This is a genomic window from Sphaerisporangium corydalis (assembly GCF_025506355.1).
GTDB classification, from domain to species: Bacteria; Actinomycetota; Actinomycetes; order Streptosporangiales; family Streptosporangiaceae; genus Sphaerisporangium; species Sphaerisporangium corydalis.
In genome coordinates, this window is sequence record NZ_JANZYP010000025.1 from 1 (window position 1) to 25,518 (window position 25,518).

Below are 25,518 nucleotides of genomic sequence, written 5' to 3' on the forward strand. Positions count from 1 at the left end.
CCCTCAACACCGCCCCCCAACCCCACCCCACCCCAAAACCACCCTGAACCCCGACTCGCCACGACCACCCTGAACCCCTGGGCACCCCGCAGCACCAAGCGGACACCGCCCCACAGCACGCTGGAACCGGCCCTACGACGCTCCCGCCCCGTCCCCACGCTGCGCCATCCGCCCAAGCCGCCTTGCGCCACCATCCGCCCAAGCCCGCTTTGCGCCACCCGGCTCGTGCCGGGACGGCCCGGTACGTCCCACCCGCCACAGGGCTTTCATAAGGGCGCCGCGACGGTGGGAAGTAGGACGGCGAAATCGGCGCCCTGTGCGGCGGGTCAGGGGGCCGGGGTCACCACTCGCGGTTGTGCGGGAGTGGGGGTGGGGTGGGGGTTACCAGTCGCGGTTGTGGTCGCGGGAGCGGGGGCGGCGGCCGTCGTCGGCGTGCTGGCGGTCCTCGGGGCGGACCCGCTCACCCGTGCTGTACATCGGGTCGTTGACGTACGGGCGGGAGAGCTGGGGGTCGGTGGAGTCCGGGGGCCGGGGGGCCAGCGAGCCGAGGCCCAGCGGGTCGGAGGGGTCCACCGCGGCTGGGCGCGTCGCCTGCTGCCAGTCGTATCCCGAGGGCTCCTCGCGGTACGCCTGGCCGGGGCGGCCCGCGGACGGGGACCCGAAGGGCAGGGAGTCGTTGACGATCATGTTCTCTCTCGGCACGGCATCCCCGTGCTCACCGGCGTAGCGGGCCCCGCCGTACTCCGGCAGGGGCGGGTACTCCGGCGTGGAGCCGTAGCTCGGCGGAGCCGAGTAGTCCAGCGCGGGCGTGCCACCGTACTCGGCGGGCGCGAAGGGATCGCCCGGCCGTCCGTAACCGCCGGACACCGAACCGAAATCACCACCGCCAGGCACCGCACCGAACTCGCCACCGCCAGGCACCGCACCGAAGTCTGCGCCACCGGGCACCTGGCCGAACTCACCACCGGGCACCGGACCGAACTCGCCACCGGGGACGGACCCGAACTCACCACGAGAAGCGGACCCGAAGTCGCCACCAGGGACGGACCCGAACTCGCCACCAGAGACGGACCCGAAGTCGCCACCAGAGACGGACCCGAAGTCGCCACCGGGGACGGACCCGAACTCACCGCCAGGAGCGGACCCGAATTCGCCACCAGGGGCGGGACCGAACTCGGCGCCGCCGGGGACAGGACCGGCGCCGGGGGCTCCGTAGCCTTCCCTCGGCGCGTACTCGCCCCGCGAACCGGGCGAGCCAGGCGGGAAGCCGCCGGGCATGCCGAAATCGCCCTTCGGCGCGAACTCAGAGGAGGTGCCGTAGTCACCCCTCGGGCCGGGCTTCGACCGGCTGGACTTCGGCGGGCCGAACTCGGAGGGGGCGAAGTCGGACGCGGTGTAGTCCGCCGGGGTGCCGTAGTCGGCCTGCGGCCCGAACCGTCCCGGGGACCCGGGCGGCGTCCCGTACTCGCCCTGCGGCCCCTGCTCGCTCTGAGAGCCGTACCCGTTCTCCCCCTGGGGACCGTATCCGTTCTCCCCCTGAGGCCCGTACCCTTTCGGCCCCTGCTCGCCCTGGGGGCCGTACCCGTTGGGGACCCGCTGGCCGGTCCTCGGCCCGAGCTCGTCCTGGGGGCCGTATCCGCCGCGAGGCGTGAGGCCGGCCGGCGGCTCGAAGTCGCCGCGGGGCGCGTAGTCGTTCGCGGGACCTCGGCCGGCGACCTGGGCCTGCTCGCCGAGCGCCGCGTACCCGCCGGTGAGCGTGAAGCCCTCCGGGGGGGTGTAGTCGGGGTGGACGCCGTAGTCGCCGGCGGCCTGCGGGCCCGCGGCGGGCACCGGGACCGGGATCTGCTGGCCGGCGGGGGGAACCTGCTGGGGGGCCTGCTGCGGGACCAGGCCGAGCGCCGGAAGGCCCGCCTGCGCGGCGAACTCGGGCGGCACGGTGTAGTCAGGTCGTACGGAATAGTCCGGCTGGGCCGGGAAGTCAGGCTGCGCCGGGAAGTCGGGCCGCGCGCCACGGCTCTGCCGGGAGGGCCGGCCCTGCCGCGCGGCGAGGTCACCCTGGGGAATGGGCCGCCCGGCGAGATCTCCCTGGGGGACGGGCCGCCCGGGGTGGTCGCCTTGGGGGACGGGCCGCCCGGCGAGGTCGCCCTGCGGGAGGTCGAGGTCGGCGGGACGGGCGCGGGAGGCGACCAGCTTGTCGGCGGCCGGTACGGCGCCGCGCGCGACCAGCACGTCGTTGGGGCTCAGGGCGGCGGGGGGGACCGCGGCCCGGTCGTCGTGCGCGTACGCCCCGGCGGCGGCGCGTCCGGGAAGCGCCTGCTCGTCGGGGTAGTCGGGGTAGTCGCCCTCGTCGTCGGAGGCGCCGGCCGGGCGGGCGTACTGCCCCGTGCCCGGATAGTCGGGGTATTCGGGATACTCCGGCTGTTCGGCGTCGTCGGCGTACTCCTCCTCCCCCTCGGCGTACTCGCCGCCGGCCTCCGCGTATCCCACGTCCAGGGTGTCGAGGAGGCGGCCGACGTCGTCCATCGGCATGCGGAAACTGGCGGAGCACATCTCGCCCCGCCAGAGGCTGAGGACCAGGGTGCCCTCGTGCCAGGTGACCCGGAGAACACGCTCCTGGCCACGGGCGTCGAAGAACACCTCACCGAACGATGGCAGTGGGACAACTTCCGACATGGCAGACATCGTGCTTTAACCAGCCTTTATTCGTCCACTCGACCTCAGAAACCCTACCGAACCGTGCACGTCATCGTCATGGCAGATCCCATAGGTCACTCCTGACGCGCTGCCCTCCGGCGGGCAGGCGGTTGGTAGATCATCGTTGACCCCCCCGGGACCTGGCCACGCCAGTCTGCCACGCGAACCGCCGCGCGGGTTCCGGAATGCCGAGATGAACCCGGAACGCACCGCGCGCCGTCTGGCCGCTCCGGGCGCGGCGACCCCCCGGGGGCCGGTAGCGTTCCGTGTCGTGCTCGACGACTCTCTCAGTGCCTCCGACGACGTCCTGGACGACACCGACGGCACCGCCGGCGAAAGCGACCCCTCCGGCGACGAGGAGGAGATCCTCGAAGAGGAGGACGATCTCCCGGAGGTGGAGGAGCTGCTGAGCGCCGCCGTCGCGGGGGTGGGCGGGACCGAGCGCCCCGGGCAGGTGACGATGGCGCGTGCCGTGCGGCACGCCATCGACAACGACGAGCACGTCGCCGTCCAGGCCGGCACCGGCACCGGCAAGTCCCTGGCGTACCTGGTGCCCGCGATCCGCCACGCGATCGAGTCGGACAGCGCCGTCGTGGTCTCCACCGCCACCATCGCCCTCCAGCGCCAGCTCGTCGACCGCGACCTCCCCCGGCTGTCCGAGGCCCTCGCCGAGTCCCTTCCCCATGAACCACTGTTCGCCATCCTCAAGGGAAGGCGAAACTATCTTTGTCGCTACAAAGTGACGGCCGCGTGGCCCGAGGAAGAGGACGACCAGCTTTTCGACCCCCGCGAGGTCAGCGCCACCGGCCGCATGATCCAGCGCATCCAGGACTGGGCCGACGAGACCGAGACCGGCGACCGCGACGAGCTGGTCCCGGGGGTCAGCGAGCAGGCGTGGCGGCAGTTCTCGGTCAGCGCCAAGGAGTGCCTCGGCGCGCAGCGGTGCCCGAGCGGCTCCGAGTGCTTCGCCGAGCAGGCCAGGGAGCGCGCGGGGCGCGTGGACGTGGTCGTCACCAACCACGCCCTGCTCGCCATCGACGCCATGGAGGACTTCACGGTCCTGCCCGACCATGACGTGGTCGTGGTCGACGAGGCCCACGAGCTCGTCGACCGCGTGACCAGCGTGGTCACCGACGAGCTGTCGGAGGCTGCCGTCGCCTCGGCCGTGCGCCGCGTCGCCCGCCTCATCGAGCAGCGCGTCGCCGACCGCCTGCAGGAGGCCGGCGAGGACCTCAAGGCGCTGCTCGCCGCCGCGCCGCCCGGCCGGCTCGACCAGCTCCCCCAGGTGCTCGGGGACACGCTCTCGGTCCTGCGCGACGCCGCGTTCGGGTGCATCACCGCGCTCGGCCCGCGCGGCGACAACCGGAGCGGCGGCAGGAACGACGACCCGGAGAGCGCCGGGCAGCGCAAGGCGGCCTTCACGGCGCTGGACGACGTCCACGACACCGCCGTGCGGATCCTGGAGGCCTTCGGGGACGGCGCCGAGGTCGACCGGGCCGAGGTCGTGTGGCTGGACGGCGCGACCGACCGGCGGCCCGCGCAACTGAAGGTGGCGCCGCTGAGCGTCGGCGGCATGCTCCGCGACAAGCTGTTCGCCGACCGCACCGTCATCCTCACCAGCGCCACGCTGGCCCTCGGCGGCACGTTCGACGGCATGGCCCGCCAGTGGGGCCTCGGCCCGGCCCGCCCGCCCGGAGAGCCCCAGGGCCAGGACGACGCGTCCGGCCAGGCCGCCCCCGGCGCCGCCGTCCAGCAGGGGCCTCCCCGGGCCGAGAAGACGCCCAAGCCGTGGACGGGCCTGGACGTCGGCTCGCCGTTCGACCACGCGCGCAGCGGCATCCTGTACATCGCCAAGCACCTTCCCCAGCCGGGGCGCGACGGCCTTCCCAAGGAGTACGTCGACGAGATCGCCGAACTGATCGAGGCGGCCGGCGGGCGCACGCTCGGGCTGTTCTCCTCCATGCGCGCCGCGAAGGCCGCGACCGAGGCGCTGCGCGAGCGCATCGACACTCCGCTGCTGTGCCAGGGCGACGACTCCACCTCGCTGCTGGTCAAGCAGTTCGCCGAGGACCCGGCGACCTGCCTGTTCGGCACGCTCTCGCTCTGGCAGGGGGTCGACGTGCCCGGCCCATCGCTCAGCCTGGTGATCATCGACCGCATCCCGTTCCCCCGGCCCGACGACCCGCTGGCCTCGGCGCGGCAGCGGCACGTCGCCGCGAAGGGCGGCAACGGCTTCATGGCGGTGGCCGCCACGCACGCCGCGCTGCTCCTCGCGCAGGGGGCGGGCAGGCTGCTGCGCGGCCAGTCCGACAAGGGCGTGGTCGCGGTCCTGGACCCCCGGCTCGCGACGGCCCGCTACGGGAGCTTCCTCAAGGACTCCCTGCCCCCCTTCTGGACCACCACCGACCCCGCCAAGGTCCGCGCCGCCCTCCGCCGCCTCACCACCGCCCCCTGACCCACCCGCAAGGGCACACCGCATCCGCGGCTCCGGATGCTCGGGGTCGGCGGCGTCACGCGAGGACCCGCCGCGCAGGCGGCGGGCGCCCGGTCAGGCGTAGGGCTTCAGGTCGGGGCGTTTGGGGTCGACGGCGTCGCCGGAGGATCTGCCGGTGAGGCGGCGGCCCACCCAGGGCAGGAAGTGCTCGCGGAGCCACAGCCGGTCCTCGCGGAGCTTCACCGCGCGCCCGACCCGGTCGCGGGCCGGCCAGGTGTGGCGCCACTGGTCCTGCGACGGAACCCCGAGCACCTCGCACACCTTCGCGGCGACCAGGCGGTGCCCCACGTCGTTCATGTGGAGCCGGTCCTCGCTCCAGGCCCGCCAGTCGCGGATGGGCTGCATCGACCACTGGTCGACCACGTGGCAGCCGTACAGGTCGGCGATCGACCGCACGTGCAGGTAGAACACCGCGAACCGCCCGCGGAACCGGCGCATCAGCGGCATGTCCCGGGGGTCCACCCCGGTGAACAGCACCACGTCCGCCCCGGTGCCCCGCAGGTCCCGCACGGCGCGCGCGAACGTCTTGGCCATGCGGTCGGGGTCGGTGCCGGGGCGCAGCAGGTCGTTGCCCCCGGCGCAGAAGCTCACCAGGTCGGGCTTCAGCTCGATCGCCGCCGGCACCTGGTGCTCCACGATCTGGTCGAGCAGCTTGCCGCGCACCGCGAGGTTGGCGTACCGGAAGCCGGGCTCCAGCTCCGCGAGCCGCTCGGCGACCCGGTCGGCCCAGCCCCGGTAGTGCCCGTCCCGGCCGGGGTCGTTGAGCCCTTCGGTGAAGCTGTCGCCGAGCGCGACGTAGGAACCGTACGCCCTCACCGGCCGTCCTCCGCGATGGCACGCAGCGCCAGCTCGTACGACCGCAGGCCGAACCCCGCGATCGTGCCGGAGGCGACGGCGGCGACCACCGAGACCAGGCGGAACTCCTCGCGCGCGGCGGGGTTGGAGATGTGCACCTCGATCAGCGGCGCCGTGCGCTGGGCGATGGCGTCGCGCAGCGCGTACGAGTAGTGGGTGAAGGCGGCGGGGTTGAGCACGACGGGGATCGACCCGTCGGCGGCCTCGTGGAGCCAGGACACCAGCTCGGACTCGTCGTCGGTCTGCCGGACGTCGACCGCCAGGCCGAGCTCGCCGCCGAAGCGGTGGCACAGCGCGACGAGGTCGTCGAAGCTCGCCGTGCCGTACACGGAGGGCTCCCGGGTGCCGAGCCGCGCCAGGTTCGGCCCGTTGAACACGAACACCCGTCTCGGCGCGCCCTCGTCCTTGGTCACATCGGTCATCGCGCGACCTCTCGGTAGGCGGCTTCGAGCAGCTCTTCTGGGGGGTCCTCCAGGCGGGCGACCTTGCCGATGTCGTCCAGGACCACGAATCGCTGGCTGGCGCCGCGGTTCTTCTTGTCGACCCGCATGTGCTCGCGCAGCTCGGGCCATGCCTCCAGGCGGTAGGCCGTCGGGAGGCCGACCGAGGTGAGGATCGACCGCGTGCGCTCCACGAGGCCGAGGCCCGCGTGGCCGGACAGCCGGGACAGCTCCGCGGCGTAGACCATGCCGATCGCCACGGCCTCGCCGTGGCGCATGTGGTAGGACTCGACGCGCTCGATCGCGTGGGCCAGGGTGTGGCCGTAGTTGAGGATCTCCCGCACGCCGGACTCGCGCAGGTCGGCGCCCACGACGTCCGCCTTGATCTGGATCTTCCGTTCGATCAGCGCCCGGGTGTGCCGGCCCTCGGGGACCCGGGCGCCCTCGGGGTCGTCCTCGACGAGGAGCAGGATCGTCGGGTCGGCGATGAACCCGCCCTTGATGATCTCGGCGAGCCCCGCCACGTAGTCGTCACGGGGCACCGAGACCAGGGTGGCGAGGTCGCACAGGACCCCGGCGGGCGGGTGGAACATGCCGACGAGGTTCTTGCCCTCGGGGGTGTTGATGCCGGTCTTGCCGCCCACCGCCGCGTCGACCATGCCGAGCAGGGTGGTGGGCACCTGGACGACCTTGACGCCGCGCAGCCAGGTGGCCGCGACGAAACCGGCCAGGTCGGTGGTCGCGCCCCCGCCGACGCCGACCACGGCGTCCGAGCGGGTCACGCCGTACCGGCCGAACGCCGACCACAGCTCGGCGGCCACCTCGACCGACTTGGCCCGCTCCCCGTCGGGGACGGGAAGCGCCACGACGGTGTGACCGGCCGCCTCCAGCACGCCGCACACCGGCCGGGAGATCTCCGGGAGGCTCGCCGGATGGACCACCGCCACCGTGCGGACGTCGTCCCCCAGCAACCCGGGCAGCTCACCGAGCACCCCGGCCCCGACGACGACGTCGTACGGCCGCTCCCCCTTGACCCGGATCCGGCTGGTCACCGAAGCCCCTCCACTTCGCTGACGAGTGTTCGTGGGTTCACGCCGGCAGGTCCTTCGCGATGTCGTCGGCGATCTCCTCGGGCGCGCGCCCGTCGGTGATCGCGATGATCGAGGAGAGCCGCTCGTAGACGGGGCGGCGTTCCTCCATGAGCTTCTTGAGCCGGCTGCGCGGGTTGAGCACCAGCAGCGGGCGCGCCTGGGCCAGGCCCACGCGCTGCACCGCGTCCGACAGCCCCACCTGCAGGTAGACCACGACGTGCCCGGCCAGCAGTTCCTGGGTCTCCGCCGCGAGAATGGCCCCGCCGCCCAGCGCGAGCACCCCTTCGTGCTCGGCGAGCGCCCGGCGCACGGCCGCCGCCTCCAGCTCGCGGAACCGCTCCTCGCCGTCGTCGAGGAAGATGTCGGCGACCGGCTTGCCGGCCACGGCCTCCACGTCGGCGTCGGTGTCGCGGAAGCCCGTGCCGAGCCGCTGGGCCAGCAGGCGCCCGACGGAGGACTTGCCCGACCCCGGCGGGCCGATCAGCACAGCTCTGGGAGTGGTCACTTGATCACCATCGAGGAGAGGTAGCCGGAAAGGTTGCGGGCGACCTCCTCCACGGAGTCGCCGCCGAACTTCTCGACGGCCGCGTCGGCGAGCACCAGCGCGACCATCGCCTCAGCGACGATACCGGCGGCCGGGACCGCGCACACATCGGACCGCTGGTTGATCGCCTTGGCCGGCTCGCCGGTCAGGACGTCGATCGTGGACAGCGCCCGGGGCACCGTGGAGATCGGCTTCATGGCCGCGCGGACGCGCAGGGGCTCGCCGTTGGTCATGCCCCCCTCGACGCCGCCCGCCCGGTTGGTGATCCGGCGGACGCCCTCTTCGGTGTTCTCGATCTCGTCGTGGGCGCGCGAGCCCCGGCGGCGCGCGGTCTCGAACCCGTCGCCGACCCCGACCCCCTTGATCGCCTGAATGCCCATGAGCGCCCCGGCCAGCCGCGAGTCGAGGCGCCGGTCCCAGTGCACGTAGCTCCCGAGGCCGGGCGGCAGCCCGTACGCGACCACCTCGACGACGCCGCCGAGCGTGTCGCCCTCCCGCTTGGCGAGGTCGATCTCCTCGATCATGGCCGCGCCCGCCTCGGCGTCCAGGCAGCGCGCCGGGTGCTCGTCGACGGCGGCGAGGTCGCCGGGGGCGGGGATGACCCCGTCCGGGGCCTCGGCGGTGCCGATGGCGATGACGTGGCTGACGATGTCGACGCCGAGGGCCTGCTTGAGGAAGTTGCGGGCGACCTGGCCGAGGGCGACCCGGGCGGCGGTCTCGCGGGCGCTGGCCCGGTCGAGGATCGGCCGGGCGTCGTCGAAGCCGTACTTCTGCATGCCGGACAGGTCGGCGTGGCCGGGCCGGGGGCGCGACAGCGGGGCGTTGCGCGCCAGGGCGGCGAGCTCGTCGGGGTCGACCGGGTCGGCCGACATAACGGTCTCCCACTTGGGCCACTCGGTGTTGCCCACGCGGATCGCGACCGGGCTGCCCTGGGTGCGGCCGTGGCGCACGCCGCCGACGATGGTCACCTCGTCCTGCTCGAACTTCATCCGCGCGCCGCGGCCGTAACCCAGGCGGCGCCTGGCCAGCGCCCTCTCGACGTCGGCGGTCGTCACCTCGACGCCCGCGGGCATCCCTTCGAGGATGGCGACGAGCTCGGGGCCGTGGGACTCACCTGCGGTCAACCAGCGCAACATGATGACAAGTCTTCCATGCACGGCCCACTGCCATCGCCCCCGTCCGCCGCCCTGTGGATAACTCGCGTCCCATCAGCGGACGAGGGCCGCGAGGGTGCCGAGGAGGATGAAGGGGCCGAGGGGGAACTGGCTCTTCAGCGTCCCCCGGCGGGTGACCAGCAGGCCGATCGCGTACAGGGCGCCGAGGAACTGGCCGCCCGCCGCGCAGACGAGCCAGGCGTCCCATCCGAGTGATCCGGCGAGCATCCCGGCCAGCCCGGCGAGCTTGACGTCGCCGAGGCCGAGCGCGCCGGGGCGGGCGAACCACAGGACCGCGTAGAGGCCGCCCAGCGCGAGCCCGCCGAGCAGCGCGTCCAGCAGGTGGCCCGTGGGAGCGAGCAGGGCCACGAGGATCGGGTACGAGGGGAGCGTGATGGCGTCAGGCAGCCGCCGCGTGCGCCAGTCGATCACCGACAGCGCGCACCCGGCGAGCGCGGCGTACGACCAGGCGGCGAGCGCGGCCTCTCCGGCGAACCGCCAGGCGACCAGCCCGCAGGCGGCGGCCGTGGCCACCTCGGCCAGCGGCGGCCACCCGGGAACCGGCCTCGCCCGGAACGCCCCCGAGAAGGCCCTCCGCGCCTCTCCCCAATGGCCCGCCCCCTCCTCTGCCCGGGCGGGAGGGTCATCGTCGTCCGGGTACGGGCGGAAGCCGGCGGCGAGCGGGCGGATGTAGCACCCCGCGACCAGGCCCAGCACGACCGCTCCGACGACGAACTCCACCCGCCGACCCTAATCTCCCCGCGGTGCGACGGGTCAGGGTTTCTGCCTGCGGAAGCGGGAGAGCAGACCGCGTCTGGGGGCGGGCAGGCGGGCGGCGGTCACGTCGGCGTGCTCGGACAGGTCACGCAGCAGGGCCTCGACGCCGTCCCGCTCGCCGGTGACCCGGCCGATGGCGGCCAGGGCGCGCAGCATGCCCGCCTCGATCGCGAACGGGACCGGGCCGGCCACGTCGACCACGACGGCGGCGGCCCCCTCGCCGATCGCGGCCCGGCAGACCTGCGGCGTGGTCGCCTGGATCGGCCGGGCGTCGCCGCGCCAGAGCTTCAGCGACGCGGCGCCGGTGAACGCGGGCACCGCCTTCCTGCCGTCGGCGCCGACCAGCACCGGCAGCGCCATCTCGCTCTCCTTCTCCCGCCTGAGCCCGTCCTCGCCCGTCTCGGACTCGGTCAGCAGGGCGACGACGGGCACCAGGAGGCGGGCCGTGCTCAGCGCGGCGGCCACGACGGCGGCCTCGGCCGTGCCGGCGGCGTACGCGGCCAGCGCCGCCGCCACGGAGGCGTCGGCGCCGCCGTCGTCGCCGGGGACCAGGGGCTGCGGAATGCTCGGCACGACCAGCGAGCGTACCCGTCGCCACCGCCCACCGGTCATCCGGCGACCCTCCGGAGTGTCCCGGCGGCCCGGAGGGCGCGAGGGTCAGCCGAGGTCGGCGATGGCGGCCACGGGGCCGCCGCCCGAGGGGCCCTGGTGGACGGCGGCGACCGAGACGAAGACCGCCGGGTCGCCGGTGACGCTCGCCGCCACCCCGCCGACCGTGGCCTTGATCTGCCGGTGCCAGTGCACGTCGGAGTCGTCCAGCATGATGTTCCTGCGCCCGCGCACCCGCCCGCTCGGGTCGGCCTCGCACTTCATGAACACGTTGACCAGCTTGCCGCCGAGGTCGCTCGGGTGCGGCCGGTCGGGCAGGTCGATGCCGCTGGACCTGATCGCCTCCCAGATGCCGTCGGCGTCCAGGGCGTCCTTCATGACGCTGTGCCCGATGCGGTACCGCCCGCCGATGCCGCGCACGTTGCCGACCACGACGATCTGCGCGCGGTCGAGCTCGACGCCCGAGGAGCACGAGGCGACGCTGGAGTACAGGGAGAGGTCCTTGTGGATCTGGTCCGCCGCAGGCGTCTCGATCTCGCCGAGGGCCACCGCGATGCCGAGCGCGGTGGTGGAGTTGGAGATGTCCATGGACGGCCCGGTGTCCTCGATCACGACCTCCTGGCCGCGTGACTTCGCCTCGGTGATCGTGGCGAGGGTGAGCAGCGGCGTCTTGGTCTGGACGTAGTGGACGTCGGCGGGATCCTCGATCCCCGCGATCTTCATGGCCTCGCGGACGCCGGCGGCGACCTTCTCGACCATGGCCGGGCGGCCGATGTCCTCGGGCAGGATGACGTCGCTCATCGCGACGCCGACCGAGACGCGCGGCTCGTCCGACGGCTCGGCCCGCGAGGGGTCCACGGTCGCGAAGATCGTGGCGTGCGGGCTCAGCACCCCGTCGGTGCCGCCGGACCACACCAGCGGCACCTGCGCGACCTCCTCAGGGGTGCGGGTGCCCCGGGCGACCAGCACCTCACGGAACGCCCGGTCGGCGAGGATGCGAGTGTAGTCGTTGACCCCGCCGTTGCCCTCGGTCTTGCCGATCACGGCGAGCACCCGGTCTGCCTCGATCACCCCGCTGTCGATGAGCTCCGCGAGCCCCGAGGCGTCGGTGACGCTCTCGATGGCGACCTTGCGCACCTCGATCGGTTCCGGCATATCTCCTACCTCTCGGTCGTCGTGTCCGGGACGCGGTCTCGCCGCGTCCCCGTGGTCAAGCCTGTCAGTCGCCGTGCCCGGGAAGCCGGTCCCGCCGCGTGCCCGAAGCCGTGCGCCGGGCGGGGGTCACCGTCCGACGACGGTGCCGACGCCGCCGGTCAGCGCCTCGCCGATGTGCTCGAGCGAGGTGATCACCGCCCGGCCGCCGCGTTCGGCGAACCGCAGCGCCGCCTCCACCTTGGGCCCCATGCTGCCACTGGCGAAATGCCCGGCCTCCTGGAAGGCGCGCAGCTCGCCGACGGTGACCCGCCCGATCGGGCGCGCGTCGGGGGTGCCGTACCCGGCCACGGCCGAGGGCACGTCGGTCGCGACGACGAGCACGGTCGCCTGTACGGCCCGCGCGAGCACCGCGGCGGCGGTGTCCTTGTCGACCACGGCCTCGACGCCGCCGAGCGAGCCGTCGGCCCTGCGGACCACGGGCACTCCCCCGCCTCCGGCGACCACGACGGTGAACCCTGCGTCCATCAGGGCGAGCGCGGCGGGCGCGTCGAGGATCTCCAGCGGCTCGGGGGACGCCACGACCCGCCGGTGGCCCTTGCCGGGGAAGGCGCGCCAGGTCTGGCCGAGCTCCTCGAACCGGCGCGCCTCGGCCTCGGTGAAGTACCTGCCGATGGGCTTGACCGGGTCGAGGAACGCCGGGTCGCCCGCGTCCACCAGCGTCCGGGTCACCACGACGGCCGTGCGGTGTCCGAGTGCGTTGAGTATCAGGACGCCGATCGTCGCCTGGGTCTGCGCGCCGCACCAGTCGAGCGGGACGGGGGGCACGACGTCGGCGGCGAGCTGGTTCTTCAGCAGCAGGTTGCCCACCTGGGGCCCGTTGCCGTGGGTGAGGATCACCTGGTGGCCCGCGGAGATCAGCGCAGCGACGTGCGTCATGGCCCGTTCGACGGCCTGCCGCTGATCGTCCGGCGACGCGTTCCCGTCGGGACCGGTCATCGCGTTGCCGCCCAGAGCGATCAGTACGCGTTCACCCACACGACGAAGCTATCCAGCGCGGCCGCCCACCTCATTGGCGATGATTGCCCATGAAGTGCGATTCCTTGATGAGCATTCGCCAGGGTCGAGCCACCTTCACCGCAGCCGGCGTCCTTCCGGGCGAGATCACGCCACCCTCTCTGTGCCAGATCGACCCGGCGTGCAGGTTTCGCATCGGTTCTGTAGATGATCGACGTGAATGTCGCCACGCGCCGGGGTTCCGGGGCACAATCGGGGCGTGGAGCAGCCCCAGAGACTAGAGCGTGACGAAGTCGCCGCCGCGATGTCCGCGCGGCGCGAGCTCGGCCCCCAGTACGAACTCGAGCTCGCCGAGTCGCTCGTCGACCGCGTCAACGCGGTGATCGACTCACGGCTCGCCGTGCGTGGACCCCAGCGCCCGGGTCCCGACTGGGCGCAGATGGCCCTCGGCCTCGGATCGCTCGCCCTGTCGGTCCCCCTGACGGCGATCGTGTCGAGCTCCACCACGAGCACCCTCCCGCTGATGCTGATCTTCGGTCTCATCGCGTGCGTCAACCTCGCCTACGCCATCGGCAAGCTCGGCGGCCACCGCCGCGACTGATCCGCGGCGGGCCCGCGCCGGTTGGGGACCGCCTCCCACCAGGTGAGGCACCGCCACGCCCACTCCAGCGGGCCGTACCTGTACCGGGCCAGCCACCACCGCGCGAAGGCGACCTGCCCGGCGATCGCGACCGCCGCGACGGCGAGGACGCTCAACCTGCTGCCGTCCCCGGCGAGCAGGGGCAGCGCCAGCAGGATCACCAGCGTCCCGGACAGGTACGCGGTGAGCGCCATCCGGCCGAGCGGCTCCAGCACCGCCAGGGAACCGGGCCTGTGGCGGAACAGCAGCAGCACGCCCGTGCAATAAGCGATGGCGCCGGCCAGCCCGGCGATCGGGTACACGCTCACGGTGTAGGGGAAGCCGAACATCTCGGGGTGCCGCCACAGGTACGCCCACGCGCCGGCGAGCAGCACGGCGAGCGTGGCGGACGCGAGGAAGACGGGCTTGAGCGCGCCCGGTCTCAGGTCGAGGTCCACCACCCCCATGCCGAGCAGGAAGAGCCCCGGGACCAGCCAGACGCCGCCGGCGTGCGCGAGCACGGCCCACACCGTGGCGCCGGTCCCCGCCAGGAGCAGTGACGGCCGGTTCAGGTAGGAGGCGGGCAGCAGCACCACGGCCCCGATGATCGCGTACGGCAGGAGCACCTCGCCGGGGTTGACGAGCTGGTGGAGCAGCCCCAGGCCGGCGAGCACGGCCAGGCGGCGCAGCAGGACCAGCCTCGGGTACCGCGTCCTGCCGGCGGCCGACCGGAGGAACAGCACGAAGCTCACGCCGAAGAGGAACGAGAAGATCGGGAAGAACCTGCTCTGCAGGAGGTTCTCGGCGACCCAGTCGACCGGGGTCGTGTCGTGCGGCCCGATCTGTTCGACCGTGTGCTGCCAGGTGTTGACCAGCGTGATCCCGCAGACGGCGAAGCCGCGCAGCACGTCCAGCTCCCGGATCCGCGTCACCCCGTACGACCTCCGCGACCCGTGCCACGGGAACCGCCGCCGCGTCGCATGGCCCAGGAGCGTATGCGTCTATCAGGGGGAAAACCGACAATCACTCGACGAGGTTAACGTGAGGCGGGCCGATAGGCTGTCCGGCGTGAAGGAACCTCTGGTCGCCCGCATGCGCGAGTTCGGCACGACGGTCTTCGCCGAGATGACGGCCCTCGCCGTTCGGACCGGATCGATCAACCTCGGGCAGGGCTTCCCCGACACCGACGGGCCCCCGGCCATGCTGGAGCGGGCCGTGGCGGCGATCCGGGAGGGGGCCAACCAGTACCCCCCGGGTCCCGGCGTCCCCGAGCTGCGGCAGGCCGTCGCCGGTCACCGCAAGGAGCACTACGGGCTCGTGTACGACCCCGACGGCGAGGTCCTGGTGACCGTGGGCGCGACCGAGGCGCTGGCCGCCTCCGTGCTCGCGCTGTGCGAGACCGGCGACGAGGTGGTCGTCTTCGAGCCCTACTACGACTCCTACGACGCGGCGATCTCGCTGGCCGGGGCGGTTCGCAGGCCCGTGACGCTGCGCCCGGACGACGGCCGCTTCACCTTCGACCCCGACGAGCTGCGCGCCGCCGTCGGCCCGCGCACCCGGGCGATCCTGGTCAACTCACCGCACAACCCCACGGGCACGGTCTTCACCCCCGGCGAGCTGGCGGCGATCGCCGCCGTCTGCCAGGAGCACGACCTGGTGGCGATCAGCGACGAGGTGTACGAGCACCTGACCTACGACGGCCTGACGCACATCCCGCTCGCCACCCTGCCGGGCATGCGCGAGCGCACGATCATGATCTCCTCGGTGGGCAAGACCTTCTCCGTCACCGGCTGGAAGACCGGGTGGGTCTGCGCGCCCGCCGAGCTGGTGCGCGCGGTCCAGACGGTCAAGCAGTTCCTCACGTTCACCGCCGGCGCCCCCTGGCAGCTCGCCGCCGCGTACGCCCTGCGCGAGGAGCTCGGCTGGGTCGCCGGGCTCCGCGACGCGCTGGCCACCAAGCGCGACCGGCTCATGGCGGGCCTGTCGGCGGCCGGGTTCGGCGTGTACCGCCCCTCGGGGACGTACTTCGTGCAGACCGACATCCGCCCGCTCGGCTTCACCGACGGCCTCGACCTGACCAGGCGGCTGCCGGAGCTGGCGGGCGTCGTCGCCATCCCCACCCAGGTCTTCTACGACCATCCTGAGCGCGGCAGGCACTTCGTCCGATTCGCCTTCTGCAAGAAGGACGAGATCATCGACGAGGCGGTCGCCCGGCTGAGCAGGCTCCACGGGAAATCACCTGACAACATTCTGTAAATAGTCATACACTCACCGTGTCCAATATCACCGTGATACCGGATGCGTACCGTGGAGGTATGGCCATGACGCTTCGCCTCAGTGACCAGCGGAACGAGGCCCTGCGCCGCCGCGCCGACAAAGAGGGCCGCAGCGTGGAACAGGTGGTGAACGCGGCCGTGGACGAGTACCTCGCGCGCCACGACGCCGACGAGGAGGTCCGCCGGCTGGGGGTCGCCGCGGCCGGCCGCTGGCGCACCGTCCTCGACCGGCTCGGCGAATGACGCGCTACCTGACCGCGGAGCAGGTGATCGACCTCGCCGGGATCACGATCGACGGGCCCGCCGAGCTGCGTGACGCCGGGCTCCTGGACTCGGCGGTGCACCGGCCCCAGGCGTCCATGTTCGGCCACGAGGCCTACCCCCACGTGATGACCAAGGCGGGCGCGCTGCTGCACTCCCTGGCCGTCCACCACCCGTTCGCCCGCGGCGACCGGCAGGTGGCGTGGGTGGCCACCGTCGTCTTCCTGGAGGTCAACGGCGTCCTGCTCGACGCGGGCGACGACGCGGTCCACGACCTGGTCTCGGCGGCGGCCTCGGGCGGGTTCGCCGAGGTGGACGAGATCGCCAGGATCCTGTGGGGTTTCGTGGCGCCGTCCTGACCGCACGCGCGTCCTTCGCCTCGCGGGCCACGGCCCTTAGGCTTGGACGGTGACCCGCATCGCCCTGTGCCAGATCCCGGTGTCCGAGGATCCGAAGACGAACCTCGAGCGCGTGCGCGACGCGCTCGGAAGGGCAGCCTCACGAGGCGCCACCCTGGCCGTGTTCCCCGAGGCCACGCTCACCCGCTACGGCAAGGGCATCATCGAGTCCGCCGAGCCGCTCGACGGCCCGTTCCTCACGGCCGTGGCCGACGCCGCGCGTGCGCACGAGGTCGCCGTCGTCCTCGGCACCTTCGAGCCGGCCGGCGACCGGGTGAGCAACACCGCCGTCGTCCTGGACCGGCGCGGCCGGCTGCTGGCCGCGTACCGGAAGATCCACCTGTTCGACTCCTTCGGCGCCCGCGAGTCCGACCTGGTCACGCCCGGTGACGCGCCGGTGGTCGTGGAGGTCGAGGGGCTCCGTCTCGGCCTGGTCACCTGCTACGACGTCCGCTTCCCCGAGCTGACCCGCGCCCTGGTCGACCTCGGGGCCGACGCGTTCGCCGTGATCGCGGCGTGGGGCGGCGGGCCGCTGAAGGAGGAGCACTGGACGACCATGGTCAGGGCGCGGGCCATCGAGAACACCATGTGGACGGTCGCCGTCGGGCAGGCGCCGAACCCCGAGGCCAGGGACGGTTTCGGCATCGGCAGGAGCATGCTGGTCGACCCGATGGGGGTGGTTCGCGCCGATCTCGGCCCCGGGGCCGTCGTCCAGGTCGTCGAGATCGACCCCGCCGAGACCGAGCGGGCGCGGGCCACGCTCCCGAGCCTTTCGCACCGGCGTCCAGATATTTATCGTGCCGTGCCGAACGCCGAGGTCGGCAGATCGTAAAATGCGGGATGTGAGCGAGCCGGCGCGAAGTACTCAGATGCAAAAAGTCATCCCGCCTCGGCTGCTGGTGCCCTATCTCGCGGGCCAGCGCACCATCATCTCGGGTTACGTCTACCGCGTCCAGGACTGCTCCCGGCTCTCCAGCCCGGAGCAGCTCGTCTCGGCGCTCGACCTCTCCTTCGAGGGCTCGGAGCTGGAACCTTCGGTCTCCGAGCTGTACCTGCTGCGATGGCGCGTCCGCGACACCGACACCTACGTCGTCCCCTATGGCCCGCATATGGGTGGAGATTGGAATGATTCACCACCTTTTGCCGGAAACGGTTTCACCACGTCGCGCCAGCACGTGGTCCCCCAGTTCCACACCACCCCGATGCCCATCCCCGCCGGTGCGGAGATCCAGCACCTGACCGCCCGGGGCGAGCGCCGGTTCGCCGAGTACGACGGGCTCACCTGGCGGCGCGCGGCATGAGCGACATCGAACCCGTGGGCCTCGGCTTCATCGCCCACCAGAACGACCAGACCTACGCGGCTGCCCTCGGCCCGGGACCCGACGACGTCATCCTGTTCAGCGAGGAGTCACGCAAGGGCTTCGACCGAGTCGGCGGCTACTGGCGCCGCCAGGTCCGGCGCACCGACCTCGAATGGCTCGTCCTGCTGCGCACGGTGGGCGCGTTCGGCGGCGAGCCCTGCGTGGTGCTCGACGAGGACGACGACGGGCTGCACATCGCCTACACCGGCCACAGCGGCCTCAAGGCCGAGGCGCTCGGCTACTGGATGGTCGACCACGGGGCGTACGAGGTGGTCGTGCCGCACGACGAGGTCCACTCCATCCGCGTCGAGCGCATCCCGATCCCGTGCCAGCCCGCCCAGGGCGCGAGCGTCTCCGGAGTGTGACCCGGGGCCCCTACCCACCGGGGGTCAGGCGGGTCCGGTTCGCGGGACCAGGCCGGGTTCGGCGTCCGCCTCGGTGTCAGACCGGTCCCGTCTCGCCGCCGGTGGGCGGGGCCGCCGCGCCGAGGCGGCGGTAGCGGGCCAGGCGGGTCGCCAGCCGGTCCCCCGGAGTGCGTTCCATCAGGCCGATGATCTCGTACTCCAGGGTCCGGGCGACCCGCGCGCAGAACGCGCCCGGCTCGTAGGCGGCGTCCGGGAGCTCCGGGATGATCCGGTCGACGATGCCGTCCCGCTTGAGGTCACGCGCCCGCACCCCCTGGGACTTGGCGATCTCCGGGGCGAAGTCGATGGTCCGGTACAGCAGCGCCGACGCGCCCTCGGGAGGCAGCGGCGACAGCCAGCCGTGCTGGGCGCAGAGCACCCGGTCGGCGGGCAGCAGGGCCAGCGCGGCGCCGCCCGCCCCCTCGCCGAGGAGCAGGCAGACGGTCGGCGCGTCCAGCATCACCAGGTCGGCGAGCGAGCGGGCGATCTCGGCGGCCAGCCCGCCCTCCTCGGCGGCCTTCGACAGCGCCGCGCCGGCGGTGTCGATCACCGTGACCAGCGGCAGCCCCAGCTCGGCGGCCAGGCGCATGCCCCTGCGCGCGACCCTCAGCCCGGCGGGGCCGAGCTGGCGTCCGGCCTGCTGCTGGCGGCGGTCCTGGCCGAGCACGACGGCCGGGGCCGCGCCGAACCTGGCGAGGGCGAGCAGCAACCCGGGGTCGTTCTCCCCCACGCCCGTGCCGTTCAGCGGCGTCACGTCGGTGGCGCCCAGTTTGAGCAGCGCCCTCACCCCCGGGCGGTCGTCGCGGCGGGACCTGCTGATCACCTCCCACGCCTCGACGGCGACGTCCCCCTCCTCGGGCTCCGGCCCCCGGGCGGCGCGCCCGCCGCGCTCGGCCAGCCGCCTGGCGTCCCTGGGCGCGCACAGAATGGTGAGCGCGCGCAGGGCGACCCCGCGCGCGCTCTCGGCGGACACCACCGCGTCGACGAGACCGTGCCTGAAGAGGTTCTCCGCGACCTGGACGTTCTCGGGGAACGGGTACCCGTGCAGGGACTCGAAGACCCTCGGGCCGAGAAAGCCGATGAGCGCGCCCGGCTCGGCGGCCGTGAGGTGGCCGAGCGACCCCCACGACGCGAACACCCCGCCGGTCGTCGGGTGACGCAGGTACACGATGTACGGCAGGCCGGCGGCGCGGTGCGCGGTCACGGCGGCGCTGATCTTGATCATCTGGACGAACGCGAGCGCGCCCTCCTGCATACGGGTGCCGCCCGAGGCGGGGGCGGCGAGCAGCGGCAGCTCCTCGGCCGTCGCCCGCTCGACCGCGCGGACCAGCCGTTCGGCCGCGACCACCCCGATGGACCCGGCGAGGAACGAGAACTCGCAGACCATCACCGCCACGCGGCGGCCTCCCAGCGTCCCCTCCCCGGTCACCACCGACTCGTCGTACCCGGTCTTGGCGCGCGCGGAGGCGAGCTCCTCGGCGTACGGCGACCCCGGCGGCGCGGGGTCGGGCGCCGGCTCGTCCCACGACCGCCACGATCCCGGGTCCAGGACGGTGTGAATGAGCGTGTTGGCGTCCGGGCGGGTGAGGCTCATCGCCGCCCTCCCCGCGTCCCCTCGCGCGCCCGCGGGGTCACCACTGTCAGCACCTGCGGGCTCACCCTTCCCGCTTCGCCAGCCAGTCGAGCACGGCCTGGTCGTCCTGGCCGAGCGCGGGCGGCGCGCGATGCCCGGCCGGCGGGTCGCCGTCGAACCTGAGCGGGGATCCGGGCAGCTCGATGGGGCCGAGCACGGGGTGCTCCACCGTGACCACGAGGTCCTGCGACCGCACCTGGTCCCAGCCGTAGACCTCGTCCAGGGAGCGGATCGCCCCGGCGGGGATGCCCGCGTCCGCGAGCGCGACCAGCCAGTGAGCGCGGTCGTGGCCGGTCAGCGCCTTCTCGATGTCGGCGATCAGCTCGTCGCGGTGCGCGAACCGCTCCCGGTTGACCGCGTACTTCGGGGTGGCGGGGTCGATGCCGAGAAGCGGGGCGAACTTGGCCCACTGAACGTCATTGGCCACCGCGATCTGGATCATCCCGTCGGAGCAGCGGAACGCGCCGTACGGGGCGATCGAGGCGTGGTGGTTGCCGCCGGCCCCCGGGACCTTGCCGCCGACCGTCCAGGCCGTCCCGTGGTAGGAGTGCACGCCCACGACCGAGGCGAGCAGCGAGGTGCGGACCACCTTTCCCTTGCCGGTGCGCGCCCGCTCGTACAGGGCCGCGACGACGCCGTAGGCGCCGTGGATGCCCGCGAGCAGGTCGGCGATGGAGGCTCCGACGCGGTACGGCTCGTCGGGCGAGGGGCCGGTGAGGCTCATCAAGCCCGCCTCGCCCTGCGCGATCTGGTCGTATCCGGGGCGCCCGCCCTCGGGCCCGTCGTGGCCGAAGCCGGTGATCGAGAGGATCACCAGGCGGGGGTTCAGCTCGTGCAGCCGCTCGACGGGGAAGCCGAGGCGGTCCAGCACGCCCGTGCGGAAGTTCTCGACGAGGACGTCGCTCTGCCCGACCAGGCGGGTGAGCAGTTCCGCGCCTTCTTCGGACTTCAGGTCGAGGGCGATGGAGTGCTTGTTGCGATTAGCTGAAAGGAAATACGTGGAAATATCGCCCGAAGGGCCGACAAAAGGGGGGCCCCAGCCGCGCGACTCGTCGCCGCCTCCGGGGTGTTCCACCTTGATCACCATGGCGCCCAGATCACCCAGCATCTGCGCTCCGTGCGGCCCCGCCAGGGCACGGGACAGGTCGAGCACGACGATGTCACTGAGAGGTCCCTGCAAGGTCAGCCTCCACGAGGGTCAGGGGGAGATCGCGGCCCAGGGCCATGGACCCCCATTATCCCGATCACCCGCCCGGCCGGGCGGCCCAGGTCGCGGGGTTCACAGCGGATCCACCGCGAACCCCACCCGGCCGCCCCTCCTCACGCCTCCCAGAAGGCCCGGCCTCAGTGGGTTCTGCGCGCCCGCCACTTGTCCATGAAGTCGCGCAGCTTGCGCTGGTTGCGCGGGTCCCTGGCCATCGTCTTCGCCTTCTCCATGTGCTCGTGGCCCTTGGGGCTGCGTAGATAGTCCTTAATCCGGTCAACCATCGATGCCATCTCAACCACCACCGTGTGTCGGTCAATGTTTCCAATGAACGGCTACCCTCAGCGCCCCCCACCAATCACGCATTGCACCCACTAGCCACAAAAACAGGGCAACTAGTGACGCTCGGCAAACACATCCCCGACATTCCCACCCCCACCCCACACCACCCCCTACTTCCTCCCCCCGACCACGACCCACGATCGATAGTCTGAACGACACCCTCGACCGCCAGGGCGTCAACTGTCGAGGCGCCGCCAAGGAGGAACGTCCGCTGACCAGCACCGACCGGCCGGACAGAGCCAGGATCCTTGAGCGGGTACGGCGACTGCTGGACCTCGCGGAGCATCCCGGCACCGGCGAGGAGGAGGCGGCGGTCGCCTCCGCGCACGCCGCCGCCCTGATGCTCAGGTACGGCCTCGACTCCTCCGCCGTACGACGCGGGACCACCGGCCGCTCGGAGACCATCGACGGCATCGAGTTCGAGGTCTCCAACCGGGGCGGCCACGCCCGCGAACGATGCTGGGCCCTCCACCTCGTCTGCGACGCGCTCGGATGCAAGGGCGCGCAACACTGGACCGCTGTCAAGGGCCGCGGCATCCGCGGCGCCGGCCGCGTCACCATGACGGTCATCGGCCCCGAACCCGTCCTGGACGGCCTGCGCATCCTCCTCCCCTCCCTCACCCTCCAAATGGAGAACCACCTGATACCCGCCCTCCACCACTTCACCACCACCGCCCCGCACCACCTCGACACCACCGGCCCCCCCAGCGGCGCCGGCGACGTCCACTCTCCTGGCGACGGCGACGTCCACTCTCTTGGCGACGGCCCCGGCCTGAGCGTCGCGAAGGCCCGGCGCGCCCAGGCGGCCACCGCCTTCCGCCGGGCCTTCTACGTGGGCTTCGGATCGGGCGTCGCGACCAAACTCCGCGCCCGCGTGGCCGAAGTGTCCGAACAGATCAAGGGAACCGGAGCCGAACTCGTCCTCCTGGACCGCACCGCCCTCGTCCAGGCCGAATTCGCCCGCCGCTACCCCGGCCTCAAGAAGGCCCGCTCCACCCCCCTGGACCCCACCGGCTACACCTCCGGCCGCCAAGCCGGCCACCAAGCCGACCTGAACGACCGCACCCTCAGCGACCTACCAGCAAACGAACTCCCCCCAATCCCCTCACCCCCCACGCCCTAGCGACACCCACGATCCAACGATTGCTTCGGTGTCAGGCCCCCCGCCCACACCATCGCGCCGGGCCACTCGACCCCCCACATCGTGCTGTCCACTGCTCGGCGCCGGGCGGTGAGGGCCGGGGGGTGAAGTCGGCGCCGTTGTGCGGCGCGCAACCCCGGGAGGGGGTGAACGCCGCACCTGTCATTCGGACCGGCTGCCACTGGCGGCCGGAATCACGCCACGCCACCGCGCAGTACGGAGAGACGCTCGTAGTACTCGTCGTCGCTCAGCTCACCGCGTGCGTACCGCTCGGCCAGGATCTTCTCCGCCGCCGCGGTCGGGGGCACGGACGCCGAACGCCCGCCGCCCGCCCAGGGGACCGTACGACCCGCGCTGGTGAACGGGTTCCAGCCGTGCCTGCGGGCTCGGAAGGCCAGCACTCCCAGCGTCACCCAGAACAGTGCCCAGAAAACAGGGATGATCGGCCACCATGGCCCCGGACCCCAGTGTGCGTAAGGCATTTCGCGTCTCCTCTGATCGGATGCCCTCACACTGCTCCTCCGCGACGCCCCTGCCATCGCCCCCACGTCGCGCCCCGCCCTACGCCGCCACATGTAACGCGCCCCGCGCCCACTACTCCCCCGGTCGTACACCGAAGCCCCTGGACCCCTCCGCGCCCGCCCATACCTCTCGCCCGCACATCATCCGTTACCTGCAACCACGCCGTATTTAAAAGCAGAAGCGGCTTAAAATCCCCTTCGAGAAGTAACGTCGCTGAAAGTCGCCGGAGCACAATCCATACGATTCCCGCTGGTCATGTCAATTCAGCGAAGGACTGGGTTAGGTTGGTCGTCCGGCAACAGGGGCGTCGGAGGGGCGAGTACGCATGGGCACAATGCCGCCAGGGACCGGACCGCTGTCCCCTGGGTTCTCGGGGATCGATCCGGCACTGATGGACGGCTTCATCACCGAGATGGAACACGCCCGTGGCGTCATCAGCGAGCACACGGCCGCCATCCGCCAGACCTTCGCCACCGAGGGCGTCCCCGCCACCTCCCTGGACCCCATCGCCGAGATCGAGCACTGGATCGACACCCACCTCCCCGACCTCCGCCGCCGCACCAAACTCGCCCACGAAACCACAAACCTCCCCAACTGGTCCCCTACCGGCCCCGGCGCCCTGATCCCATACCAGGAACAACCCCTCCTCCCTGCCACGGAAGCCCGCCGTCAGGGCACCGATCTCGCTACGAAGTACAAGGAGCTGAAGTCGAACTCCTGGTACTCCCCGAGCCGTGACGAGGATTTCAGGGAGATCGTCAACACCCTCGCCGCTCACGTGAACGACCCTGAGTACACCGCCGCCTTCTTCGCCGCCCTCGGCACCAAGGGCACCCGCGAACTCCCCATAGTGCTTCGCAAGAACCTCGCCCCCGGCGACGGTGCCTTAGCACCCGCCCGACCCGACGACGACGTGCTCCGCACCGTCGGCCTCGCCTTGGCCACCGCCGTGTCGGCCGGGTCCGGCATACCCGGGTTCTCACAGGTAAAAGATGGATTGCGTAAGACGGCTCCGGAGCCAGAGCAAGTCGCAACCAGCCTGTTGTTGAGTGCCGGCAAGTTCCCCACTGAATGGCTGGCACAGGTCGCGGTCGCCAACGGTCTGCGAAATCCGCGCAAAGTCACACCTGGTGTCCTCAATGCCCTGGCCAACAACCCAGCTGCCGCACGCCTCGCCCTGAACAGCGTGACCGACAACGATCCGGTCAAACTCAAGAAATACCTACAAGCTCTGACCCACCACACCAGCGCCCTTGGCGCATGGCCAGCCGAGGTCAACGCCTTCGGCCGCATGCTGGCCGCCGCCTCCGGCGCCTATGACGAGAGAGACGGCAAACACAGCCGGGAAGCGGCAACCTTCGCCTTCACAGTGATAACGGCCCTGGGTGGCATGGAGGTCGGCGAACCGGCCCGCATAAACATGGCAGAAATCGCTGGCGCGTATGCCACCGAGATTATGGAAGGCGCCAATCTTGGAGACACGAATCATCTTCTAGACAGCGCCTTCAGTGATGTGACGTCACGTATTCCCGGACTGGATCCCCAGTTCCGCCTAAGCCCCAAAGATACTTACCGGTTCCTCAAAACCTTTACCGACTCCACAAACCATCAAGTCCCCTTCCAAGCGGGGATGGAGATTCTGACCACGCGCCTGATCGGCGAGGCGGCTCCGGTAGCAATAAAGAGTAGCAAACTCACCGTACTAGACGATACATTCGCGGCACTGGGCAATGTACGCGGACTCCAGTTGGCAGCTCAAGAAGTACAAGGTCAGAAACAAGATAATGCGGACGAGGCCTTCGACAAGGTAACGAGCTTCTTGATCGGTACAGGTATAGGATTCACCGGACTCGTACCACCATTTGAGACAATGCCACTGGTATGGACAACTTTCAGTACCCTTGAGGCAGGAGCAGATACCTTCAAGCCGGAAAAAGAGACCGAGACCGATAAGATTCGCAAAGCCGATGATGAACTGACCCTCGGACGACGTTACATCATAGCCCAGTCCCTAATGGCCGCAGGTTTCACTCCGAAGATTTGGCCCAGCGAATACCAAGCGGATCATCCGGCTAGCATCCGTATCGCTGATACCAACGGCCTCCCTCTCCCCTTCGCGGCCATTGCAAAGAAGGGTGAACCCGGACTCGACGAACTGGACCGCTGGTTTATGGAAAACGGATTGGGCGGCACTGATGATCTATCGCTGGGAAAGGTGTCCGAGCGGCTGGCAGATCATTATAACGGCCAGAAAGCTGTTTCCACCCCCCGGGCAAGATTCTATGACAACTAGTCACGACACCGGCAGACACTCGGTCTCCCCGGCGACGGTGTACACGCCTCCACCAGGTGAGTTAAAAGTCAGCACCGTCCTCGTTGATCTATTTACCGCCCGAATTGGTGTTCCGGGAGGCCCAGCGGATGCGACCTGATAATCTGCCACACGATCCAAGGCGCCGACCAAGAGTGCATTTAGGGCTTCAGGATCGTCACTTCCCACCGAATCTCGGCCAGTGGCGGCGAAAGTCTG

Annotated in this window: 25 protein-coding genes; 10 read left to right on the plus strand and 15 right to left on the minus strand. The window is 71.6% G+C overall.

From position 1 onward, the window contains the following. Nucleotides 1-381 precede the first annotated feature (381 nt). Complete coding sequence (locus tag NYZ98_RS18620; protein WP_262844079.1) at nt 382-2,673, minus strand: hypothetical protein; 2,292 nt, start codon at nt 2,671-2,673, stop codon at nt 382-384. 385 nt (nt 2,674-3,058) lie between these two features. Between NYZ98_RS18620 and NYZ98_RS18625 the strand changes: the two genes are divergently transcribed. Next, nucleotides 3,059-5,149 (plus strand): ATP-dependent DNA helicase, encoded by a 2,091-nt coding sequence (locus NYZ98_RS18625; protein ID WP_316249580.1) that lies wholly within the window; start codon nt 3,059-3,061, stop codon nt 5,147-5,149. A gap of 93 nt (nt 5,150-5,242) precedes the next feature. Here NYZ98_RS18625 and NYZ98_RS18630 read toward each other — a convergent pair whose 3' ends face one another. From NYZ98_RS18630 to NYZ98_RS18670, 9 genes are all read right to left on the minus strand, one after another. After that, on the minus strand, nt 5,243-6,004 hold the full coding sequence (locus NYZ98_RS18630; protein ID WP_262844080.1) for an SGNH/GDSL hydrolase family protein: 762 nt from the start codon (nt 6,002-6,004) through the stop codon (nt 5,243-5,245). Then, a complete protein-coding gene (aroQ, locus tag NYZ98_RS18635; protein ID WP_262844081.1) occupies nt 6,001-6,465 on the minus strand; it encodes a type II 3-dehydroquinate dehydratase in 465 nt (154 codons plus the stop codon). The genes NYZ98_RS18630 and aroQ overlap by 4 nt, the downstream gene beginning before the upstream one ends. Next, nucleotides 6,462-7,535 (minus strand): 3-dehydroquinate synthase, encoded by a 1,074-nt coding sequence (gene aroB / locus NYZ98_RS18640; RefSeq protein ID WP_262844082.1) that lies wholly within the window; start codon nt 7,533-7,535, stop codon nt 6,462-6,464. Before aroB ends, aroQ begins: the two co-directional genes overlap by 4 nt. A gap of 37 nt (nt 7,536-7,572) precedes the next feature. Next, on the minus strand, nt 7,573-8,079 hold the full coding sequence (locus tag NYZ98_RS18645; RefSeq protein ID WP_262844083.1) for a shikimate kinase: 507 nt from the start codon (nt 8,077-8,079) through the stop codon (nt 7,573-7,575). Beyond that, nucleotides 8,076-9,254 (minus strand): chorismate synthase, encoded by a 1,179-nt coding sequence (aroC, locus tag NYZ98_RS18650; RefSeq protein ID WP_262844084.1) that lies wholly within the window; start codon nt 9,252-9,254, stop codon nt 8,076-8,078. Before aroC ends, NYZ98_RS18645 begins: the two co-directional genes overlap by 4 nt. Nucleotides 9,255-9,326: 72 nt before the next feature. Next, nucleotides 9,327-10,013, minus strand: coding sequence for a prepilin peptidase (locus tag NYZ98_RS18655; RefSeq protein WP_262844085.1), 687 nt, complete (start codon nt 10,011-10,013; stop codon nt 9,327-9,329). Nucleotides 10,014-10,046: 33 nt separating this feature from the next. Continuing rightward, nucleotides 10,047-10,622 (minus strand): SseB family protein, encoded by a 576-nt coding sequence (locus NYZ98_RS18660; protein ID WP_262844086.1) that lies wholly within the window; start codon nt 10,620-10,622, stop codon nt 10,047-10,049. Nucleotides 10,623-10,706: 84 nt separating this feature from the next. Further along, nucleotides 10,707-11,813 carry a barbiturase gene (bar, locus tag NYZ98_RS18665; RefSeq protein WP_262844087.1) on the minus strand — a complete coding sequence of 369 codons (1,107 nt, stop codon included), beginning with the start codon at nt 11,811-11,813 and terminating at the stop codon, nt 10,707-10,709. 126 nt (nt 11,814-11,939) lie between these two features. Continuing rightward, nucleotides 11,940-12,848 (minus strand): carbamate kinase, encoded by a 909-nt coding sequence (locus NYZ98_RS18670; protein ID WP_262844088.1) that lies wholly within the window; start codon nt 12,846-12,848, stop codon nt 11,940-11,942. A 238-nt stretch (nt 12,849-13,086) separates the two neighbouring features. On the opposite strand from NYZ98_RS18670, the gene NYZ98_RS18675 reads away from it, so the two are divergent. Continuing rightward, the gene (locus NYZ98_RS18675; RefSeq protein ID WP_262844089.1) at nt 13,087-13,428 is read left to right on the plus strand and encodes a hypothetical protein; all 342 of its coding nucleotides are present in this window, start codon (nt 13,087-13,089) and stop codon (nt 13,426-13,428) included. Here the strand turns inward: NYZ98_RS18675 and NYZ98_RS18680 are convergent. After that, the gene (locus NYZ98_RS18680) at nt 13,389-14,378 is read right to left on the minus strand and encodes a DUF418 domain-containing protein (RefSeq protein WP_262844090.1); all 990 of its coding nucleotides are present in this window, start codon (nt 14,376-14,378) and stop codon (nt 13,389-13,391) included. The genes NYZ98_RS18675 and NYZ98_RS18680 overlap by 40 nt on opposite strands. A 136-nt stretch (nt 14,379-14,514) precedes the next feature. On the opposite strand from NYZ98_RS18680, the gene NYZ98_RS18685 reads away from it, so the two are divergent. Genes NYZ98_RS18685 through NYZ98_RS18710 form a run of 6 tightly spaced genes read left to right on the plus strand, consistent with a single transcriptional unit; the run spans nt 14,515 to nt 18,107 of the window. Then, nucleotides 14,515-15,702, plus strand: coding sequence for a pyridoxal phosphate-dependent aminotransferase (locus NYZ98_RS18685; protein WP_262844091.1), 1,188 nt, complete (start codon nt 14,515-14,517; stop codon nt 15,700-15,702). Between the two features lie 59 nt (nt 15,703-15,761). Beyond that, nucleotides 15,762-15,965, plus strand: a complete 204-nt coding sequence (locus NYZ98_RS18690) for a ribbon-helix-helix domain-containing protein (protein ID WP_262844092.1) — start codon at nt 15,762-15,764, stop codon at nt 15,963-15,965. Beyond that, a complete protein-coding gene (locus NYZ98_RS18695; protein ID WP_262844093.1) occupies nt 15,962-16,342 on the plus strand; it encodes a type II toxin-antitoxin system death-on-curing family toxin in 381 nt (126 codons plus the stop codon). Before NYZ98_RS18690 ends, NYZ98_RS18695 begins: the two co-directional genes overlap by 4 nt. Before the next feature lie 49 nt (nt 16,343-16,391). After that, a complete protein-coding gene (locus NYZ98_RS18700) occupies nt 16,392-17,213 on the plus strand; it encodes a carbon-nitrogen hydrolase family protein (RefSeq protein WP_262844094.1) in 822 nt (273 codons plus the stop codon). A gap of 37 nt (nt 17,214-17,250) precedes the next feature. Then, entirely contained in the window at nt 17,251-17,682 is a 432-nt protein-coding gene (locus NYZ98_RS18705) for a hypothetical protein (protein ID WP_262844095.1), read from the plus strand. Further along, the gene (locus NYZ98_RS18710) at nt 17,679-18,107 is read left to right on the plus strand and encodes a hypothetical protein (protein ID WP_262844096.1); all 429 of its coding nucleotides are present in this window, start codon (nt 17,679-17,681) and stop codon (nt 18,105-18,107) included. The genes NYZ98_RS18705 and NYZ98_RS18710 overlap by 4 nt, the downstream gene beginning before the upstream one ends. Nucleotides 18,108-18,183: 76 nt before the next feature. Here the strand turns inward: NYZ98_RS18710 and NYZ98_RS18715 are convergent, their stop codons facing one another. From NYZ98_RS18715 to NYZ98_RS18725, 3 genes are all read right to left on the minus strand, one after another. Beyond that, nucleotides 18,184-19,740 (minus strand): acetyl-CoA carboxylase carboxyltransferase subunit alpha/beta, encoded by a 1,557-nt coding sequence (locus NYZ98_RS18715; protein ID WP_262844097.1) that lies wholly within the window; start codon nt 19,738-19,740, stop codon nt 18,184-18,186. Between the two features lie 61 nt (nt 19,741-19,801). After that, entirely contained in the window at nt 19,802-20,959 is a 1,158-nt protein-coding gene (locus NYZ98_RS18720) for a CaiB/BaiF CoA transferase family protein (RefSeq protein WP_262844098.1), read from the minus strand. Nucleotides 20,960-21,123: 164 nt separating this feature from the next. Then, nucleotides 21,124-21,267 (minus strand): hypothetical protein, encoded by a 144-nt coding sequence (locus tag NYZ98_RS18725; RefSeq protein ID WP_262844099.1) that lies wholly within the window; start codon nt 21,265-21,267, stop codon nt 21,124-21,126. A gap of 302 nt (nt 21,268-21,569) precedes the next feature. Here NYZ98_RS18725 and NYZ98_RS18730 point away from each other — a divergent pair, with 302 nt between their 5' ends. Beyond that, nucleotides 21,570-22,448: a DUF2786 domain-containing protein gene (locus tag NYZ98_RS18730; protein ID WP_262844174.1), complete on the plus strand. Its 879-nt coding sequence runs from the start codon at nt 21,570-21,572 to the stop codon at nt 22,446-22,448. A gap of 212 nt (nt 22,449-22,660) precedes the next feature. On the opposite strand, the gene NYZ98_RS18735 is transcribed toward NYZ98_RS18730, so the two are convergent. Next, nucleotides 22,661-22,948, minus strand: a complete 288-nt coding sequence (locus NYZ98_RS18735) for an SHOCT domain-containing protein (RefSeq protein ID WP_262844100.1) — start codon at nt 22,946-22,948, stop codon at nt 22,661-22,663. A gap of 431 nt (nt 22,949-23,379) precedes the next feature. Between NYZ98_RS18735 and NYZ98_RS18740 the strand changes: the two genes are divergently transcribed. After that, the gene (locus NYZ98_RS18740) at nt 23,380-25,281 is read left to right on the plus strand and encodes a DUF6571 family protein (protein WP_262844101.1); all 1,902 of its coding nucleotides are present in this window, start codon (nt 23,380-23,382) and stop codon (nt 25,279-25,281) included. Nucleotides 25,282-25,518 lie beyond the last annotated feature (237 nt).

Excerpts from the sequence above, each read along its gene's own strand:
- NYZ98_RS18725 (WP_262844099.1), bottom strand. The coding sequence starts at position 21,267 with ATGGTTGACCGGATTAAGGACTATCTACGCAGCCCCAAGGGCCACGAG.
- aroC (WP_262844084.1), bottom strand. The coding sequence starts at position 9,254 with ATGTTGCGCTGGTTGACCGCAGGTGAGTCCCACGGCCCCGAGCTCGTC.
- NYZ98_RS18705 (WP_262844095.1), top strand. The coding sequence starts at position 17,251 with ATGCAAAAAGTCATCCCGCCTCGGCTGCTGGTGCCCTATCTCGCGGGC.
- NYZ98_RS18735 (WP_262844100.1), bottom strand. The coding sequence starts at position 22,948 with ATGCCTTACGCACACTGGGGTCCGGGGCCATGGTGGCCGATCATCCCT.
- bar (WP_262844087.1), bottom strand. The coding sequence starts at position 11,813 with ATGCCGGAACCGATCGAGGTGCGCAAGGTCGCCATCGAGAGCGTCACC.
- NYZ98_RS18620 (WP_262844079.1), bottom strand. The coding sequence starts at position 2,673 with ATGTCGGAAGTTGTCCCACTGCCATCGTTCGGTGAGGTGTTCTTCGAC.
- NYZ98_RS18715 (WP_262844097.1), bottom strand. The coding sequence starts at position 19,740 with ATGAGCCTCACCCGCCCGGACGCCAACACGCTCATTCACACCGTCCTG.
- NYZ98_RS18690 (WP_262844092.1), top strand. The coding sequence starts at position 15,762 with ATGGCCATGACGCTTCGCCTCAGTGACCAGCGGAACGAGGCCCTGCGC.
- aroQ (WP_262844081.1), bottom strand. The coding sequence starts at position 6,465 with ATGACCGATGTGACCAAGGACGAGGGCGCGCCGAGACGGGTGTTCGTG.
- NYZ98_RS18695 (WP_262844093.1), top strand. The coding sequence starts at position 15,962 with ATGACGCGCTACCTGACCGCGGAGCAGGTGATCGACCTCGCCGGGATC.
- NYZ98_RS18710 (WP_262844096.1), top strand. The coding sequence starts at position 17,679 with ATGAGCGACATCGAACCCGTGGGCCTCGGCTTCATCGCCCACCAGAAC.
- NYZ98_RS18740 (WP_262844101.1), top strand. The coding sequence starts at position 23,380 with ATGGACGGCTTCATCACCGAGATGGAACACGCCCGTGGCGTCATCAGC.